Source organism: Faecalibacterium sp. OF04-11AC (genome assembly GCF_003460645.1).
Lineage (GTDB): Bacteria > Bacillota > Clostridia > Oscillospirales > Ruminococcaceae > Faecalibacterium > Faecalibacterium prausnitzii_I.
Genome location: NZ_QTVP01000006.1, coordinates 14,774 through 28,229 on the forward strand (window position 1 = coordinate 14,774; position 13,456 = coordinate 28,229).

Genomic DNA, 13,456 nt, shown 5'->3' on the forward strand with positions numbered 1-13,456 from the left:
TGGGAAGTGGCTCAAGGATAGATTGGCGTTCACAGCGACATTTGTGAAAAGAGCATATCCTGTAGGGATGAGCTTTGCAACACCGAAAACGGACGGATGATCGTGGAGCTGTATCTGGGCAAGCAGGAACATCACGTCTCCAGAATTTTGTACTGAAAAAAGGGCTGCTGCACAGGGAACAGACCTTGTGCAGCAGCCCTTTATGGTATGTAGGAACTCAGTCCTTCTTCTCGGCGGTGCGGGCAAAGAAGTTGGCGAGGACGGCACCGGAAATGTTATGCCACACAGAGAACACAGCGCCGGGGATGGTTGCCAGCGGATACTGTGCAAAGTGGGCGGCAGCCAGAGAGGTGGCCAGACCGGAGTTCTGCATTCCGACCTCGATGGAAATTGCACGGCACTTGGTGGAATCCAGCTTCAGCAGCTTACCCACGCCAAAGCCGGTGAGGTAGCCCAGCAGGTTGTGCAGGATGACCACGGCAAGGATCAGCAGGCCGCTGGTCATGATCTTGGCGGAGTTTGCGGACACAACAGCGCAGATGATGAGCACGATGGCGGTGGTGGAGATCAGCGGCAGCACCCGGACGGCGTTCTGGGTGAAGGCGTGGAAGAAGTGATTGACCACAAAGCCCAGTGCGATGGGCACCAGCACCACCTTGACGATGGACAGGAACATATTCACCGGGTTCACATCCACTCGCTGACCGGCATACAGCAGGGTCAGCAGCGGGGTGAGGAAGGGCGCCAGCACGGTGGAAACTGCGGTCATGCCAACGGACAGTGCAACGTCGCCCTTGGAAAGGTAGGTCATCACGTTAGAGGAGGTGCCACCGGGGCAGGTGCCCACCAGAATGACGCCGATAGCCAGCTCGGTGGGCAGGTGGAACAGCTGGGTCAGCGCCCATGCCAGAAAGGGCATCAGGGTGAACTGGGCAATGCAGCCGATGACCACGTCTTTCGGGCGGCTGAACACTACCTTGAAGTCCTCCGGCTTCAGGGTAAGACCCATGCCGAACATAACGATGCCCAGCAGAGTGTTGACCCATGCGGTCTTTACCACGCTGAAGGTGCCGGGGAACAGCAGAGCCAGTGCCGCTACCACAATGACGATGGCGGCCATGTACTTGCCCACAAAGTCGCTTACTTTTTCCAATGTTTTCATGATGAAATCTCCTTTTTCAAAACACTTGTTTTTGCGGATGCAAAGGCAATGAAACATCCGGAAAATGGCTTTCCCGCAAACAAAAACGCTTTGTCCCCTACGGTTCGTAAGAGACAAAGGCGTATAAACTCCTCTGCGGTACCACTCTTATTGCCGGTGCAAAGCCCGGCCCCTCAGTGCGCATCCAACAATGCGCGGCCCGTGATAACGGGGGCCTGCCGTTCCCGCTTACTGGGGCGTAGATACCGCCCATTCAGCCGGAAAGCTCGGAGAGGATCTTCCCACGGACGCCCTGCACTGCCTTGCACCATCCGGCAGCTCTCTGCAGCATTCTTTCCGGGTACTCTTTCTCGTCATAGCCGAATATTTCACTGCCACGAAGTATACTCTTCTGCCGGGTCGAAGTCAAGAAAAACGACCCCTCTAGTTTTTCATCTGATTCACACCGGAAGTGAAAACTGCTCACACGATGACGGCGGTGGTGGCGGAGACGGCAGCGGCTGCGGCTGTCTCATCGCCATTGCGGTGGTCGTGGTTTTGATTCTGATCGTCATGGGCGGCTGAAGGAATCCCCACAGGCTATATGCTTCCTGTGGGGATTTTTTGAATCTGCTTGTAGAAACCGGCAGTCTGTGGTAGGATGGGACTAAAGAAAAACAGGAGGGATAGCATATGGTTTTACTGGTTGTGGATACACAGAAAGGTATCGTGGATGAACGCCTGTATGCGTTCGAAAAGTTTGTCAGCAATGTTAAAGAACTGATCCGGACCGCTCGCGAACAGGGGATAGAGGTCATCTATGTCCAGCATGACGATGGGCCAGGGACAGGCTTCTCCATCGGGGACGACGAGTTTGAGGTCTACTCTGAGTTCACACCGCTGCCGACCGAAAAACGGTTCGTCAAGACCGTCTGCAGTGCATTCAAAAAGGAGAGCGGCCTGCTGGAATATCTGACTGCAAAAGGCGAAAAAGATGTGATGGTCTGCGGCATCATGACGGACTTCTGCATCAATGCAACGGTGGAGGCAGGCTTTGAGCATGGCCTGCACATGATCGTTCCCGCCTACGCAAATTCTACGCAGGACAATGAGTACATGACAAGGGAGCAGAACTATCGCTATTATAATGAGTTCCTCTGGCCGGATTGCTATGCAGACTGCGTACCGATGGATAAGGCGCTGGAATTGCTCAAAAAGTGAAATGGAGTGAGTTTTGAAATACAGAGAGATCGTGGACGGCATTTTTCTTGACCGTCCCAATCGTTTTATTGCCCATATAGATGTGAACGGTGCGGTGGAAACCGTCCATGTCAAAAACACCGGGCGGTGCAGGGAACTGCTGCTGCCCGGTGCGGCGGTGCGTCTGGAAGTGTCGGACAACCCGAAACGCAAGATAAAATCTCTATTATAATGGATGCGATTGTTTGGAACAAGATGAAAGATACCGGTGCATCGGATCTGTCCCCGGAGAGCTGCAACAAGCCCTCCGGGGCCATTTTTGTTTTTCGAAATCTTTTCCGCAGGGGAAAACCATGGTATACTGAACACAACGAATCCAAAGTAATAAACCGGGAGGTACCGTTATGAAGTGGGGAATTTTAGCGACCGGCACCATTGCCAAAAAGTTTGCATCTACGGTGGAACAGATGGGCGCGGAGGGGGAGCAGCTTGTTGCCGTGGGCTCCCGGCATTTGGAAAGTGCCCAGGCGTTTGCACAGCAGTACGGCATTCCCCGCTGCTATGACTCCTACGAAGCCCTTGCCGCAGACCCGGAGGTGGAGGCTATCTACGTTGCCACTCCCAACACCCTGCACTACGAAAACTGCAAGCTCTGCTTGGAGCAGGGCAAGCACGTTTTGTGCGAAAAACCCTTTACCATCAACCCGGAGCAGGCGCAGGAGCTGTATCGTCTGGCAGAGGAAAAGCACCTCTTTCTCATGGAGGCGTTCTGGATCTGGCTGCTACCGCTGTACGACCGCATGCGCGAGATCCTTGCGGCGGGCACCATCGGGGAGCTGAAGCAGATTACCTGCCAGTACGGCTTTGTGGCCTCCGGTGCCCGGAAGAACCGCAAGTTTGATTCCGGTCTGGGCGGCGGTGCGCTGCTGGATATCGGCATCTACAATCTGGGCTTTCTGCGCATCCTTACCGGACAGGATCCGGAGAAAGTGGAAACCAAAGAGGTCCACATCAACGAGTACGGCACCGACGATTACAGCCGCCTTGTGCTGACCTACCCCGGCGGCTGCAAGGCGGAGTCTGTCCAGACCATCGGGCAGGAGCTGGAGCGCAACGCCCGCATCCTTGGCACCAAAGGCAGCATCTTTCTGCCGGATTTCCAGCACGCCGAGACTATGACGCTGGTAGTGGAGGGCAAAGCACCGGAGGTCATTCGCTGCCCGGTGGACATCAACGGCTTTGAGTATGAGATCCGGGAAGCAAGCCGCTGCGTCAAGCTGGGGCGTACCGGCAGCGACCGCTACACCCCGCAGGACAGCCTTGCCCTGACCCGACTGATGTACGACACCCGCATGAGCTGGGGCATGAAGTTTGCGGGGGAGGTGTAAGCGCACATCCTGCCGCGGGTCTTTTGCGTGCGAAAACCATGGGACACTAAGAACGACAACTTGGAATTTGTGGAGGAAAGCCCGACGAAAGAAAAAGACTTGTCAAACTCGTTGCGGAACGATTCACTATTGGACAAGCTGGTGGATGAGCTGGCTAAGGGCAAAGCGATGGAGAAGATCAAGCGGACAAACAAATGAGAAAAAAGCAGCCTATTACACACCGACAGAGAATGCGGTATAATTCTTGAAAAAACACTGTATGGAAAGGACAAACACGATGAACGCTCTGGATATTATGAAACGCCCTGCCGCTTATGTCAGTGGCTATGAAAACACCCCCACGGAGGAGCAGAACCGTGCAAAGCAACTGTGCTGGGAGTACAACCGCACCGCTCCCAACGAACAGGAAAAGCGGCGCAGTATCCTGCAGACCTTGCTAGGCACCTGCTCTCCCATGACCGGCATTGAGCCGGATTTCCACTGTGACTATGGCTTCAACATCCATACCCACGGCTTGGCGGTCATCAACTATAACTGCGTCATTCTGGATACCTCTCCGGTAAATATCGGAGCAGGTGCCTTTATTGCCCCCGGCGTATGCCTTGCCTGCTCCGGTCATGCCATCGACCCGGAGCAGCGCAGCCACGGCATTGGCACCTCGGCACCCATTACGCTGGAGGAAAACGTCTGGATCGGCGCAAATTCCACCATCTGCGGCGGCGTTACCATCGGGGCAGGCTCGGTTATCGGGGCGGGAAGCGTCGTCACTCATGACATTCCCGCTGGAGTCATCGCTGCAGGGGTGCCCTGCAAGGTGATCCGCCCCATTACCGAAAAAGATAAGTTCAAGCCGGAGGATATTCTGTTCTGAGAAATTCAGATCGGAAACGCTGGAAAAACATACGCACAAGCCCTCCGGGGACATTTTTGTTTTTCGCCATGCTTTTCTGTGGGGAGAAGGCATGGTATACTGAAACCGACAACTCGGAATTTAATTTATACATTTGGAGGTGGTAAACAATGAGAAAATGTGCAAAATGCGGAAAAGTTATGGTATCAGATTTAAGGATTAAAGTAAATGGTGGTGGCTATGGGATTGTTGTTCGTGTAGATGAAAAGCAAAAGGCAACAATTATAGATGATGTAAAAGTTGCAGTCTGCCCAGAGTGCGGTTATACAGAAATGTACTTAGAGGATTTAACTAATTTAAAAGATTAGGCGATAACTTCCAGTTTTGAGAATTGAGAAAATCGATACTTGTAGATGGAGATAATCAAAATGAAAGAATATCAATATTTGATTGGAAAGATTATTGTTGCAGTGGCAATTATAGTTGCCGCAATCATTATAGCGCAGGCTATTGGTGGAGCTGGAGAAAGTATCCGCAGTGGCTTGTTTCAATTAGGGGATGCGCTTCGGTAACTTCCAGTCTGCCGGGCGGACAGACAACTGAAAAACACACAAAAAATGAGGGAGCAGCCATGGTACTTTATTTTACGGGAACCGGCAACAGCCGGTATCTGGCACGGCGCATTGCCGAAAGGCTGGAGATGCTGCTTTACGACCTGAACACCTGCATCAAGGCAGGGGATACCGCCCCGGTGCAGACCGGGCAGGATGTGGTGCTGGTAACGCCTACCTACGCATGGCGCATCCCCCGGGTGGTGTCGGAGTGGCTGGGCAAGACTGCGCTGACCGGGGCGGAGCGCAACGCTCGTATCGTGGGCACCAAGGCAGCATCTTTCTGCCTGATTTCCAGCACGCCGAGACTATGACGCTGGTAGTGGAGGGCAAAGCACCGGAGGTCATCCGCTGCCCGGTGGACATCAACGGCTTTGAGTATGAGATCCGGGAAGCAAGCCGCTGCGTCAAGCTGGGGCGTACCGGCAGCGACCGCTACACCCCGCAGGACAGCCTTGCCCTGACCCGCCTGATGTACGACACCCGCATGAGCTGGGGCATGAAGTTTGCGGGCGAGGTGTAAGCACACACCTTGCCGCGGGTCTTTTGCGTGCGGAGACTATGGCATACGGAGAACGACAACTCGGAATTTACCTCTACTCAGACATACAAACTGTTGACAATAAAGCTCCTATATAGTATGATTTTATAAACTACTATATAGGAGCTTTTGGATGAAAACAAATGGCGGATTTCTTGTTACCAAAATAAAACAACTTGGAGATCGAATCTTTGAAAAGATTCTCAGCGAAAAGAATATTGATGCGTTTAACGGAGCCCAAGGGCGTATTCTTTATGTACTGTGGCAGGAAGATGGATCTCAATCAGGTCACTCTCGATTAAATGTGGATTAGCGATAACTTCTCTTACTACGATGCTGGAAAGAATGGAAAATCAAGGGATGATAAGACGTGTTCAATCTGAAACGGACAAAAGGAAAACACTCCTGTTTCTGACTGAAAAAGCACATGCCTTAAAGGACGAATACGATTCTGTATCTGATAAAATGGGCAGTATTTACTACAAAGGTTTTTCGGAGGAAGAAATTACCCAGTTTGAGGAATGCCTCGACCGCATCAGAAAGAATCTTGAGGAGTGGCAGAAATCATGAGTATTTGTATCAAAGATCAGATTCAAAACATGAATCTCGTCATCGGATGTACAGTGGGGTGTGCATATTGCTATGCCCGCAATAATGTGAAACGCTGGCATATGATTGATGACTTTGCTGACCCTGAATTCTTTCCGGGTAAGCTCAAGATGATGGAAAAGAAACGTCCGCAGAACTTTCTTCTTACCGGCATGAGCGATCTTTCCGGCTGGAAGTCAGAATGGAGAGACGAGGTATTTGAAAAAATCCGTGAAAATCCACAGCATCAGTTCCTATTCCTTACAAAGCGACCAGATCTGCTGGATTTTGATACCGATCTGGAAAACGCATGGTTTGGCGTTACGGTGACGAGGAAAGCAGAACTATGGCGTATCGACGCCCTTCGGAAAAACGTCAAAGCAAAACATTACCATGTTACCTTTGAGCCGTTATTCGACGATCCCGGTGCAGTTGACCTTTCCAGAATCAACTGGATCGTTGTCGGCACCATGACCGGGGTTCAGAGCAGGAAGGTTCATACGGAGCCGGAGTGGGCATGGTCTCTGACGGACCAGGCACATAAGCTCGGCATTCCGGTGTTTATGAAGGAAGACCTTGTCCCTATCATAGGGGATGAAAATATGATTCAGGAAATGCCAGAAGAATTCAATAAAGTGTTAGAGGTACAGAGATCATGGCAGAAGTAATTGATGGAATCCTCATTCGTGAGGTGGAAACAAAGAACATCATGACCAAGTCCAGTCTGCCGGTAGGCGGTTACTCGGTTAATCCCTATGTAGGCTGTACACATGCCTGCAAGTATTGCTATGCTTCTTTTATGAAGCGCTTTACCGGACACACGGAGGAATGGGGCACTTTCCTTGATGTGAAGCATTGGCCGGAAATTAAGAATCCGAAGAAATATGCCGGACAGCGGGTGGTCATCGGTTCTGTGACAGATGGCTACAATCCACAGGAGGAGCAATTCGGGAATACCAGAAAACTTCTGGAGCAGCTGATCGGCAGTGACGCAGATATTCTGATCTGCACAAAGTCGGATCTTGTGGTACGGGATATTGATCTGCTGAAGAAGCTTGGACGAGTAACCGTTTCATGGTCGATCAACACACTAGATGAAAATTTCAAGAACGATATGGACTCTGCTTCTAGCATTGAGCGCCGTATCGCTGCTATGAAGCAGGTATATGAAGCAGGTATCCGTACAGTCTGTTTCGTATCCCCGGTATTCCCCGGTATCACAGATTTTGAAGCAATCTTTGAGCGGGTAAAGGATCAGTGCGATCTGTTCTGGCTCGAAAATCTCAATCTTCGAGGCGGTTTCAAAAAGACAATTATGGATTATATCGTCGAAAAATATCCTGATCTTGTACCGCTTTACGATGAGATCTATAACAAGCATAACCGCAGCTACTTTGAAGCGCTTGAAGTAAAAGCTGCGGAAATGGCTAAGAAGTATGATTGTCCCTTTGTGGATAATGAAATGCCTTATGGCAGAGTCCCGCAGGGACATCCGGCAATCGTGGATTATTTCTATCATGAGGAAATCCGAGGAACAGAAAATACCGGAAAAAGAAATCGTTAAACAGAAATTTTGTAAGAACTTTGAACGAGGGAGACTCCTTGTCCGAAGGGCAAGAAGGTGCAACCGAGAAGATTTAGAACAATTCCAGTTTGCCGGGCAGACAGGCATCTGAAAAAACACACAAAAACGAGGGAGCAGCCATGATACTATATTTTTCAGGAACCGGCAACAGCCGGTATCTGGCACGGCGCATTGCCGAAGGGCTGGATACGCCGCTTTACGACCTGAACACCTGCATCAAGGCAGGGGATACCGCCCCGGTGCAGACCGGGCGGGACGTGGTGCTGGTGACGCCTACCTACGCATGGCGCATCCCCCGGGTGGTGTGGGAGTGGCTGGGTAAGACTGCGCTGACCGGGGCGGAGCGCATCTGGTTTGTGATGGATTGCGGCAGCGAGATCGGCAACGCGGCGAAATATAACCAGCAGCTTGCAGCCCAAAAGCACCTGCGGTACATGGGCACAGCCCAGATCATCATGCCGGAAAACTACATTGCCATGTTTAATGCACCGCAAGCGGAGGAGGCACGGAGCATCGTGGAGCAGGCAGAGCCAGCACTTCAGAAGGTGCTGACCCAGCTCAAGGCCGGGCAGGAATTTCCCCCACCGAGAGAGACCCTCTACGACCGCTTTATGAGCGGCCCGGTAAACCCGGTGTTCTATTGCTTTTTCGTAAAAGCGGAGGCCTTTCGGGCAACGGACACCTGCATCGGCTGCGGTAAGTGCGTGGAGCTGTGCCCCCTGAACAACATCCGGCTGGAAAACGGCAAGCCGGTCTGGGGCAAACACTGCACCCACTGCATGGCCTGCATCTGCGATTGCCCCAAAGAGGCCATCGAGTACGGCAAAAAGAGCAAAGGCAAGCCCCGGTACCACTTTGAAGCACTGGAAAAGCAGAAAGACGTATGAAGAAAAACGATGATGGTAAAAAGTAGATGAAGTATTTATACTTACATGGATTAGGACAAAAACCAGACAGTTGGGATAGAGTGATAAAAGAAACGACGGTCTCGGACAGCAGCGTCTGCTTGAGTCTGGCAGAGATGCTGGAAGGAAAAGCGGCCACCTATGGGGAGCTGTATACTGCATTCTCAGAAGAGTGCAATAAGGAAAATGACGAAATCGTTTTATGCGGACTCTCTCTGGGTGCTGTTTTGGCACTTAATTATGCAATAGACCATCCGGATAAAGTAAAGGCACTTGTGTTAATTGCGGCACAATACAAAATGCCTAAAAAATTATTGAAATTCCAGAATATGCTCTTCCGCTTTATGCCAAATGCAACGTTCAAGAAATTTGGATTCAAAAAAGCAGATGTGATCAGTTTGTGCGGCACGATGGCAGAATTGGATTTCGGAGATTCATTGTGTAAGGTGTCTTGTCCTGTATTGATCGTTTGTGGCGAAAAGGACAACGCAAACAAAAAAGCCTCAAAGGAACTTGCCAGCTATTTGAGCGATTCCTGCTATCGTGAACTTTTAAAAACAGGTCATGAAGCAAACATAGAAGCTCCGGAGGGATTGGCGGCAGTGTTACAGAGATTTTATGACGATATCGAATCAATCTGATTTATTAAAAGAGAGACGAGGACTGTCAAGCAAACTCGAAGAACAGGCAGCGCAGGCTGTTGCTTGGAAAGCACCTGCGGTGCACGAATCGGCGCGGTGATGGCGGCGGGCAACCGGCTGACGAAAAGGCAGAGTTGTCTTTACGAGGACAAACCTATTGACATGGTGCGAAAATGGGTTTATACTATCCCCAACACAAGGAAGGGAGCACAAGCAGATGAAACATACAGCAGATGCCCGGCACAGGCTGCCCGGGCGAATGCGCTGCTCCCAGACAAATTCCCGGCAGACAGACTGAGAAAAAACAGGAAGATGCCGTTGTCTGGGAGAAGTGCCCGAACATACATCGTCACAATAAAAGGAGAACCGACAATGGCTGATTATAAACTGTGGAACGCACTGAAGAATGCTAAAAAATATCGCTGGGTGGAACTTTCTCACTCGCTGAACAACGAAAGCCCCTACTGGTCCGGCATCCCGGAAGGCTCTGTGGAGCTGGCAAAGACCGTGTGGGACTGGGGCAAGCCGGAACTGGAATGCCTGATCCAGACTTTCAAATTCCCCGGACAGTTCGGTACCCATATCGACTTCCCGGGGCACTTCATCAAGGGCAAAGCATTGTCCGAAAAGTACGATGTGAACGACCTGATTTTCCCGCTGGTGGTCATCGATATTTCCGAGCAGGCCAAGAAAGACCCCCGCTACGCCGTGACGGTAGAGGACATCAAGGCCTATGAAGCAAAGTACGGTCCTATCCCGGGTGGTGCGCTGGTGGCTCTGCGCAGCGACTGGTACAAGAAGTGGCCGGATATGGATGCGCTGTCCGGCATCGACGCAGAGGGCAAAGAAAATGCCCCCGGCTGGTCGCTGGAAGCACTGGAGTATATCTATAAGGTGCGCAACGCCGCCGCCAACGGCCACGAAACGCTGGATACCGATTCCTCTGCGGTGGCGGAGGAAAAGGGCGACCTTGCCTGCGAGCGCTATGTTCTGGACAACGACAAGCTGCAGGTGGAGGTGCTTGCAAATCTGGATAAAGTTCAGCCTGCCGGTGCGGTGGTCATCGTTTCTTATCCCCGCATTGAGGGTGCAACTGGTCTGCCCGCACGGGTCTGGGCCATTACCGAATAAGAGCGGAGAAGTGGGAAAATGTCATAAAAAAGGGCAAGGCCGCCTGATGCCAAGCGACCTTGCCCTTTTGTGTTATATTTTACAATAAATTAGGCAGTTTCCCGTGTATTCACAGTGCCACATTGACCGGCAGGACATACACGCCGTCGGCGGCGTAGAAGGTGATCTGAGTAATCGTCTTGCCGATGATGGATGCAAAGTAAGGATCATCGGCATTGAAGCCCAGCTTGGTACCATGCCAGATGTTGGTCACATGATGCAGGCCGTACTCACTGCCATCGGCGGTGGTCAGAACTACGCCGTAGACCTTGTTGGCCTTGTAGTCCAGATCAAAACCGGAGAGCTTCATCTCGTAGGTGGCGTGGTGACCGTTGGTATTCAGCTCCACAGTGGTGCCCTCTACGGTGGTCTCGGTGGCGTGGACCTTGCCAAACTCCCACTTGCCGCTCAGCAGATTGTACCATGCGGTAATGTAGTAGGCAGGGGTCTCACGGAGCTTGTAGTAAGCGTAGCTCTCGTTCTCAAACAAGGCATCTGCGCCGGTGTAGGTGGTGGTGGATTCCTTGCCCTTCAGGGTAACGGTAATGTCGTAGCTGTCGGCATCGGTGACCTGCTTTGCGTTCTTCAGCGCCCACGGGGTCAGCACCTTGACCGGGAAGGAAACGCCGGTGATGTCGGAGCCGTCCGCGTTGACGTGGTAGGAACCGGCGGCAAGGTTGCCCGCACGGGTCTTGTTCTTGGTGGCGCTGGTCACAGCGTCGATCTCAGATGCGTTGTCCACACCGGCAGCCTTGTAGAAGTCGGCGTAGGGGATGTTCATCTGGACATAGCTGGAGGTCAGGCCGTTTTCCTGTTCCACCTCTTCCGCAGCGAAGGCCGGGACTGCCACAGCGCATACCAGCATAGCGGCCGCAAGTGCACCTGCAAATACTTTTTTCAATCTCATGATAACACACCTCTATCTCAGTTTTGAAAAACAGTTAGCTTTACCTAACAATTGATGCAAAAAATACAGGGTCAAAACCCCTTAGATAGTTAGGCAAAACAAATTCACAAAGTAAAAATAGCACTCCCACAGGGCGTTGTCAAGTAGAAACCGGAAAGTTTGCAGAGGTGAATTTTTCGATGCAGGAAACGATCTGCATCCTCAATCCCGCAAAGCCCTTGACCTTTTTGCCGGAGCCATGCTGTATGTGGTGGTAGAGGAACTGATCCCGGAAATGTCGCAGGGACAGCACTCCAACATTGGCACGGTATTTTTCGCGGTGGGCTTCAGCGTGATGATGGTGCTGGATGTGGCATTGGGGTGACGGTTGGGGGTTCCCGAAAGCGAAATCTTTTTCGAAATCTCCGAAAATGCATAAACTTCTTGACAGAGGAGACGGCAGGGCGTATTATTTTGGCAGAAGGACCGCTGAGAAGCGGCTTTTTATAGAACAGAAAGTTAGCTTTTCCTAACTTACAGCACGAGGAATTGCTGGCCTGTCATCCGGTGCAGTGGGCGCATCTGGTAAAAAGCATTGCATTTTGAACGGTAAACAGAAAGAGGGTGGCGTTATGTCCTTTTTTGAAAACACCCGAAAGCCCGTAGGCTTTGGCGGGAAGATCATGGTTGCTATGATGAACTTTGGACACAGCGCGATGGCAGAATGGGGGCTGAGTTTTTTACAGCCTGCCCCGGATGCCATGGTGTTGGACTGCGGCTGCGGCGGTGGAGCGAACATGAAAACGCTGTTGAAACTGTGCCCCAACGGCAAGGTGCAGGGCATCGACTACTCAGCCGTCAGCGTGGAAAAAGCGCGAAAAGTCAATGCCAGAGCCATTGCGGCAGGACGGTGTACCGTGCAACAGGCAAGTGTGGCAGAACTGCCGTTTGAAGCGGAGCAGTTTGATGTGGTGACTGCCTTTGAAACGGTCTATTTCTGGCCGGAGCTTGCACAGAATTTCAGAGGGGTCTATCGAGTGCTGAAGCCCGGCGGAATCTTTTTCATCTGTAACGAAGCAAACGGCGAAACGACAAAAGACGACAAATGGACGCAGATCATCGATGGCATGACCATCTATACGGATACTGCACTGAAAGAGTATCTGAAAAAAGCAGGATTTTGTCAGATCCAAAGCCACAAAAATAAAAAGGGCTGGCTTTGCGTTACGGCGCAAAAGCGGTGAAATAGTGTAAGGAGGACGGAGCATGGAACGAAAAGAAGCAATCCGCGGTGCCTATCGGCTGACAGGCGGCAACAATTTTTATGATAGTATGATCACCTGCTCCACCCTGAGCGGGAACGCGGTGTGCCGTCTGGTGTGGGACATGAACAAAGTGGAAAACGATGCCTATCTGGAAAAGGCACTGTCCGGCATCCCAGAGCATTTCTCCGGCAAGCTGCTGGAGGTGCCGGTGGGCACCGGCATTCTGACCATGCCGCTTTACAGGACGCTGCCAAAAGCGGACATCACCTGTCTGGATTACTCGGCGGATATGATGGGACAGGCACAGGAAAAGGCAGACCGCCTGCACCTGAAGAATGTGACCTTCCGGCAGGGGGATGTGGGCGCACTTCCGTATGCGGACGGCGCGTTTGATATTGTTTTGTCGCTGAACGGCTTTCACGCGTTCCCGGATAAAGAGGCCGCTTACCGGGAGGCCTATCGGGTGCTGAAACCCGGCGGAATCTTCTGCGGCTGCTTTTATGTAAAGGGCGAGCAGAAGCGGACGGACTGGTTTGTCCGGCACATTTATGAAAGAACGGGGTTCTTCACACCGCCCTATGAGACGGCCTTCAGCTTGAAAAAACGGCTGGAGAAACGGTACGCAACCGTAACACTTGGAACAGTGAAGAGCATGGCATGGTTTGTCTGCCGGAAAGCAGAATAA

General features: G+C 51.7%; 17 protein-coding genes, 2 pseudogenes and 1 other annotated feature. Of the genes and pseudogenes, 17 read left to right on the forward strand and 2 right to left on the reverse strand.

The features are described from left to right. Nucleotides 1-217 precede the first annotated feature (217 nt). Nucleotides 218-1,162: a bile acid:sodium symporter family protein gene (locus DXA70_RS04385; RefSeq protein WP_128117714.1), complete on the reverse strand. Its 945-nt coding sequence runs from the start codon at nt 1,160-1,162 to the stop codon at nt 218-220. Between the two features lie 106 nt (nt 1,163-1,268). Further along, nucleotides 1,269-1,528: a binding site (T-box leader), on the reverse strand. A gap of 306 nt (nt 1,529-1,834) precedes the next feature. On the opposite strand from DXA70_RS04385, the gene DXA70_RS04395 reads away from it, so the two are divergent. The 14 genes and pseudogenes from DXA70_RS04395 to DXA70_RS04460 all read left to right on the forward strand — a co-directional run bounded on the left by DXA70_RS04395 (nt 1,835) and on the right by DXA70_RS04460 (nt 10,581). Then, nucleotides 1,835-2,362 (forward strand): isochorismatase family protein, encoded by a 528-nt coding sequence (locus DXA70_RS04395; RefSeq protein ID WP_128117715.1) that lies wholly within the window; start codon nt 1,835-1,837, stop codon nt 2,360-2,362. 13 nt (nt 2,363-2,375) lie between these two features. After that, nucleotides 2,376-2,555 (forward strand): annotated as a pseudogene (locus DXA70_RS04400) (DNA/RNA nuclease SfsA); the annotation flags it as partial. A 190-nt stretch (nt 2,556-2,745) separates the two neighbouring features. After that, nucleotides 2,746-3,729, forward strand: a complete 984-nt coding sequence (locus tag DXA70_RS04405) for a Gfo/Idh/MocA family oxidoreductase (RefSeq protein ID WP_128117716.1) — start codon at nt 2,746-2,748, stop codon at nt 3,727-3,729. A 277-nt stretch (nt 3,730-4,006) separates the two neighbouring features. Then, a complete protein-coding gene (locus DXA70_RS04415; RefSeq protein ID WP_128117717.1) occupies nt 4,007-4,600 on the forward strand; it encodes a sugar O-acetyltransferase in 594 nt (197 codons plus the stop codon). Nucleotides 4,601-4,749: 149 nt separating this feature from the next. Beyond that, a complete protein-coding gene (locus tag DXA70_RS04420) occupies nt 4,750-4,947 on the forward strand; it encodes a zinc ribbon domain-containing protein (RefSeq protein WP_128117718.1) in 198 nt (65 codons plus the stop codon). A gap of 60 nt (nt 4,948-5,007) precedes the next feature. Continuing rightward, entirely contained in the window at nt 5,008-5,151 is a 144-nt protein-coding gene (locus DXA70_RS13740) for a hypothetical protein (protein ID WP_199522852.1), read from the forward strand. 59 nt (nt 5,152-5,210) lie between these two features. After that, nucleotides 5,211-5,504: a flavodoxin domain-containing protein gene (locus tag DXA70_RS04425; RefSeq protein ID WP_243001078.1), complete on the forward strand. Its 294-nt coding sequence runs from the start codon at nt 5,211-5,213 to the stop codon at nt 5,502-5,504. Further along, nucleotides 5,501-5,713, forward strand: coding sequence for a hypothetical protein (locus DXA70_RS04430; RefSeq protein ID WP_243001080.1), 213 nt, complete (start codon nt 5,501-5,503; stop codon nt 5,711-5,713). Before DXA70_RS04425 ends, DXA70_RS04430 begins: the two co-directional genes overlap by 4 nt. Before the next feature lie 151 nt (nt 5,714-5,864). Further along, nucleotides 5,865-6,301, forward strand: a pseudogene (locus DXA70_RS04435) (radical SAM mobile pair system MarR family transcriptional regulator). Next, nucleotides 6,298-6,987: a radical SAM mobile pair protein A gene (locus DXA70_RS04440; RefSeq protein WP_128117719.1), complete on the forward strand. Its 690-nt coding sequence runs from the start codon at nt 6,298-6,300 to the stop codon at nt 6,985-6,987. Before DXA70_RS04435 ends, DXA70_RS04440 begins: the two are co-directional and overlap by 4 nt. Continuing rightward, on the forward strand, nt 6,975-7,883 hold the full coding sequence (locus DXA70_RS04445; protein WP_128117720.1) for a radical SAM mobile pair protein B: 909 nt from the start codon (nt 6,975-6,977) through the stop codon (nt 7,881-7,883). The genes DXA70_RS04440 and DXA70_RS04445 overlap by 13 nt, the downstream gene beginning before the upstream one ends. Nucleotides 7,884-8,023: 140 nt before the next feature. Continuing rightward, nucleotides 8,024-8,791, forward strand: a complete 768-nt coding sequence (locus tag DXA70_RS04450) for an EFR1 family ferrodoxin (protein WP_128117721.1) — start codon at nt 8,024-8,026, stop codon at nt 8,789-8,791. A gap of 26 nt (nt 8,792-8,817) precedes the next feature. Further along, nucleotides 8,818-9,450: an alpha/beta hydrolase gene (locus tag DXA70_RS04455; protein WP_128117722.1), complete on the forward strand. Its 633-nt coding sequence runs from the start codon at nt 8,818-8,820 to the stop codon at nt 9,448-9,450. 372 nt (nt 9,451-9,822) lie between these two features. Further along, a complete protein-coding gene (locus DXA70_RS04460; RefSeq protein ID WP_128117723.1) occupies nt 9,823-10,581 on the forward strand; it encodes a cyclase family protein in 759 nt (252 codons plus the stop codon). A gap of 109 nt (nt 10,582-10,690) precedes the next feature. Here the strand turns inward: DXA70_RS04460 and DXA70_RS04465 are convergent, their stop codons facing one another. Then, complete coding sequence (locus tag DXA70_RS04465; RefSeq protein WP_128117724.1) at nt 10,691-11,527, reverse strand: hypothetical protein; 837 nt, start codon at nt 11,525-11,527, stop codon at nt 10,691-10,693. Nucleotides 11,528-11,765: 238 nt separating this feature from the next. On the opposite strand from DXA70_RS04465, the gene DXA70_RS15060 reads away from it, so the two are divergent. From DXA70_RS15060 to DXA70_RS04480, 3 genes are all read left to right on the forward strand, one after another. After that, entirely contained in the window at nt 11,766-11,891 is a 126-nt protein-coding gene (locus tag DXA70_RS15060; RefSeq protein ID WP_278321315.1) for a hypothetical protein, read from the forward strand. A gap of 247 nt (nt 11,892-12,138) precedes the next feature. Continuing rightward, nucleotides 12,139-12,750, forward strand: coding sequence for a class I SAM-dependent methyltransferase (locus DXA70_RS04475; protein ID WP_128117726.1), 612 nt, complete (start codon nt 12,139-12,141; stop codon nt 12,748-12,750). Between the two features lie 22 nt (nt 12,751-12,772). Further along, entirely contained in the window at nt 12,773-13,456 is a 684-nt protein-coding gene (locus DXA70_RS04480) for a class I SAM-dependent methyltransferase (RefSeq protein ID WP_128117727.1), read from the forward strand.

Coding starts and splice junctions, on each gene's coding strand:
- DXA70_RS04385 (WP_128117714.1), bottom strand. CDS start 1,162: ATGAAAACATTGGAAAAAGTAAGCGACTTTGTGGGCAAGTACATGGCC.
- DXA70_RS04395 (WP_128117715.1), top strand. CDS start 1,835: ATGGTTTTACTGGTTGTGGATACACAGAAAGGTATCGTGGATGAACGC.
- DXA70_RS04405 (WP_128117716.1), top strand. CDS start 2,746: ATGAAGTGGGGAATTTTAGCGACCGGCACCATTGCCAAAAAGTTTGCA.
- DXA70_RS04415 (WP_128117717.1), top strand. CDS start 4,007: ATGAACGCTCTGGATATTATGAAACGCCCTGCCGCTTATGTCAGTGGC.
- DXA70_RS04420 (WP_128117718.1), top strand. CDS start 4,750: ATGAGAAAATGTGCAAAATGCGGAAAAGTTATGGTATCAGATTTAAGG.
- DXA70_RS13740 (WP_199522852.1), top strand. CDS start 5,008: ATGAAAGAATATCAATATTTGATTGGAAAGATTATTGTTGCAGTGGCA.
- DXA70_RS04425 (WP_243001078.1), top strand. CDS start 5,211: ATGGTACTTTATTTTACGGGAACCGGCAACAGCCGGTATCTGGCACGG.
- DXA70_RS04430 (WP_243001080.1), top strand. CDS start 5,501: ATGACGCTGGTAGTGGAGGGCAAAGCACCGGAGGTCATCCGCTGCCCG.
- DXA70_RS04440 (WP_128117719.1), top strand. CDS start 6,298: ATGAGTATTTGTATCAAAGATCAGATTCAAAACATGAATCTCGTCATC.
- DXA70_RS04445 (WP_128117720.1), top strand. CDS start 6,975: ATGGCAGAAGTAATTGATGGAATCCTCATTCGTGAGGTGGAAACAAAG.
- DXA70_RS04450 (WP_128117721.1), top strand. CDS start 8,024: ATGATACTATATTTTTCAGGAACCGGCAACAGCCGGTATCTGGCACGG.
- DXA70_RS04455 (WP_128117722.1), top strand. CDS start 8,818: ATGAAGTATTTATACTTACATGGATTAGGACAAAAACCAGACAGTTGG.
- DXA70_RS04460 (WP_128117723.1), top strand. CDS start 9,823: ATGGCTGATTATAAACTGTGGAACGCACTGAAGAATGCTAAAAAATAT.
- DXA70_RS04465 (WP_128117724.1), bottom strand. CDS start 11,527: ATGAGATTGAAAAAAGTATTTGCAGGTGCACTTGCGGCCGCTATGCTG.
- DXA70_RS15060 (WP_278321315.1), top strand. CDS start 11,766: ATGCTGTATGTGGTGGTAGAGGAACTGATCCCGGAAATGTCGCAGGGA.
- DXA70_RS04475 (WP_128117726.1), top strand. CDS start 12,139: ATGTCCTTTTTTGAAAACACCCGAAAGCCCGTAGGCTTTGGCGGGAAG.
- DXA70_RS04480 (WP_128117727.1), top strand. CDS start 12,773: ATGGAACGAAAAGAAGCAATCCGCGGTGCCTATCGGCTGACAGGCGGC.